The following is a 2,850-nucleotide window of genomic DNA, read 5'->3' on the forward strand; positions in this document are numbered from 1 at the left end:
GGTCATGCCGCGGTCCTTGAAGGAGCCCGTCGGGTTCATGCCCTCGAACTTCACGAAGACCCTGGCGCCCGTGCGGTGCGAGAGCGCGGGCGCCTCGATGAGCGGCGTGCCGCCCTCGCCGAGGGTGATGACCGGCGTGGCGTCGGAGACGTCCAGCCGGTCCGCGTACTCGCGGATCACGCCGCGCCACTGCCTGCTGATGGTGCGGATGCTCACGTCGTTCCTCACTCGCCTTCGATGCGCAGCACCCCGGCGACCGCCGCGACCTCCGGCGCTTCGCTCAGGGCCGTCACGACGGCCGACAGCGCCGCCTCGGGCGCTCGGTGCGTGCCGATCACGAGGGTAGCGGTGCCGCCGACGGCCGCTCTCGTCTGCTGGGCCGTCTCGATGGACACGCCCCGCTCGGCGACGATGCCGGCGAGGTGCGCGAGCACGCCGGGCTCGTCGCGGACGACGAGCGTGATCTGGTAGCGGCTCGAGACCACGCCGGGGTCGAGCACCGGCAGGTTCGACGACGGCGGGGCCGCGAGGCCGGGGCCGCCGATCACGTGGCGGCGGGCGGCGGACACGAGGTCGCCGAGCACCGCGGACGCCGTCTCGGGGCCGCCCGCGCCGGCGCCGTAGAACATCAGGTCGCCGGCGGAGTCCGCCTCGACGAACACGGCGTTGTTCGCGCCGCGGACGGAGGCGAGCGGGTGCCGGCGCGGCAGGAGCGCCGGGTGCACGCGCGCGCTGACCCCCTCCACGCCGTCGGGGCCCGTGAGCCGCTCGCAGATCGCGAGCAGCTTCACGACGTGACCGGTCTCGCGGCCGGCCCGGATCTGCTCCGGCGTGACGGACTGGATCCCCTCGACCGGCACGGAGGCGAGCGGCACGCGGGTGTGGAACGCGAGGCCGGCGAGGATGGCGGCCTTCTGCGCCGCGTCGGCGCCGCTGACGTCGCCCGTCGGGTCCGCCTCCGCGTAGCCGAGCCTGGTCGCCTCCGCGAGCGCCTGCTCGAAGCTGTCGTCGTGCTCGTCCATCCGGTCGAGGATGAAGTTCGTCGTGCCGTTCACGATGCCGAGGATCCGCTTCACGTCGTCGCCGGCGAGGCTGTCGCGCAGGGGGCGGATGATCGGGATCGCGCCGCCGACCGCCGCCTCGTAGTTCAGCTGCGCGCCGACTCGCTCGGCCGCGGCGAACAGCTCGGCGCCGTGGGTGGCGAGCAGCGCCTTGTTGCCGGTCACGACGTCCGCGCCGCTCTCCAGGGCCAGCAGCACCAGCTCGCGGGCGCGCTCGACGCCGCCGATCAGCTCCACGACGATGTGGGCGCCGAGCACGAGGCTCTCCGCGTCCGTCGTCAGCAGCGCCTTCGGCAGCGCCGGGTGGCGGGGCGCGTCGATGTTCCTGACCGCGACGCCCGCCAGCACGAGCGGGGCGCCGACGCGGGCCTCGAGGTCGGAAGCGCGGGTCAGCAGCTGGTGCGCCACCTCCGCGCCGACGGTCCCGGCGCCGAGCACGGCGACGCGGATGGGCAGCACGCCGGGGGTCATCGCACCGCCTCCTCGACGAGGCCCGCGTCCCGGGCGAAGAGGTCGGCCAGGGTCTCGCGGGTGATGAGCACGCGCTCCGCTCCGTCGGACACCGCGACCACGGGAGGTCGCGTGATGAGGTTGTAGTTGCTGGCGAGGCTGTGGTGGTAGGCGCCGGTCGCGGGCACGGCGAGCAGGTCGCCGCGGCCCGCGTCGCCGGGCAGCAGGTCGGCCTGCACCACGACGTCGCCGGACTCGCAGTGCTTGCCGACCACCCGCACGAGCACCGGGTCGGCCGTCGAGACGCGGTTCGCGAGGCGCACCTCGTACTCGGCGCCGTAGAGCGCGGTGCGGGCGTTGTCGCTCATGCCGCCGTCCACGGAGACGTAGCGGCGGACGGCCGGGCCGTCCGCCGTCGACAGCTCGACGTCCTTCACGGTGCCCGCGGTGTAGACCGTGACGCCGGCGGGGCCCACGATCCAGCGGCCGGGCTCGATCGCGAGGTCCGGGATCGGGATGCCCAGCTCGCTGCAGGTGGCCGAGACGGTGCCGAGGATGCCCGTCGCCAGCTGCTCGATCCCGACGGCCTCCTGGTCCGCGGTGTAGGCGATGCCGAACCCGCCGCCCAGGTTCAGCTCGGGCACCTGGCCGCCCGCGAGCAGGTCGCGGTGCACGGCGAGCAGCCGCCTGGCCGCCTCCGCGAAGCCGCCGACGCCGGAGATCTGCGACCCGATGTGGCTGTGCAGCCCGAGCAGCCGCAGCTGCGGGCGGGCGCGGATCGCGGCGGCGACGCCGGGGACCTGGGTCAGCGCGACGCCGAACTTCTGGTCCTCGCGGGCGGTCGCGAGGTACTCGTGGGTGGAGGCGTGCACGCCGCTGTTCACCCGCAGGCGCACGGCCTGCACCGTGCCGGCGCGGCGGGCGGCGTCGGCGACGCGGCCGACCTCCTCCGCGGAGTCGAGGACGATCGAGCCGACGCCGGCCTCGACGGCGAGGGTGAGCTCGTCGTCGGACTTGTCGTTGCCGTGCAGGCCGAGCGATGCGGCGGGGACGCCCGCGGCGAGGGCGAGGGCGAGCTCGCCGCCGGTCGCGACGTCGACGCGCAGGCCCGCGTCGCGCATCCAGCGGGCGACGTCCGCGGACAGGAACGCCTTCGCGGCGTAGTAGATCTGCACCGCGGCGCCGAGCGGCGCCGCGTTCTCGCGGAAGGCGGCGACGACCCGGGCGGCGCGACCGCGCACCTCCGCCTCGTCGAGGACGTACAGCGGGGTGCCGTGCTGCAGGGCGAGGTCCGCGAGCGCGACGCCGCCGATCTCGATGCGGCCCTCGTCGTCGCGGC

Annotated in this window: 3 protein-coding genes; all 3 read right to left on the minus strand. The window is 75.3% G+C overall.

Translation table 11 applies throughout. From position 1 onward, the window contains the following. Positions 1 to 201: pyridoxal-phosphate dependent enzyme (locus ACFE60_RS18610; RefSeq protein WP_375390338.1), on the minus strand; the 201-nt coding region annotated here is incomplete at its 3' end. A gap of 23 nt (positions 202 to 224) precedes the next feature. Then, complete coding sequence (locus tag ACFE60_RS18615) at positions 225 to 1,532, minus strand: homoserine dehydrogenase (RefSeq protein ID WP_375390336.1); 1,308 nt, start codon at positions 1,530 to 1,532, stop codon at positions 225 to 227. Further along, positions 1,529 to 2,850: diaminopimelate decarboxylase (gene lysA, locus ACFE60_RS18620; RefSeq protein WP_375390337.1), on the minus strand; the 1,322-nt coding region annotated here is incomplete at its 5' end. The genes lysA and ACFE60_RS18615, both read right to left, overlap by 4 nt.

The organism is uncultured Amnibacterium sp. (assembly GCF_964245895.1).
Classification (GTDB): Bacteria; Actinomycetota; Actinomycetes; order Actinomycetales; family Microbacteriaceae; genus Amnibacterium.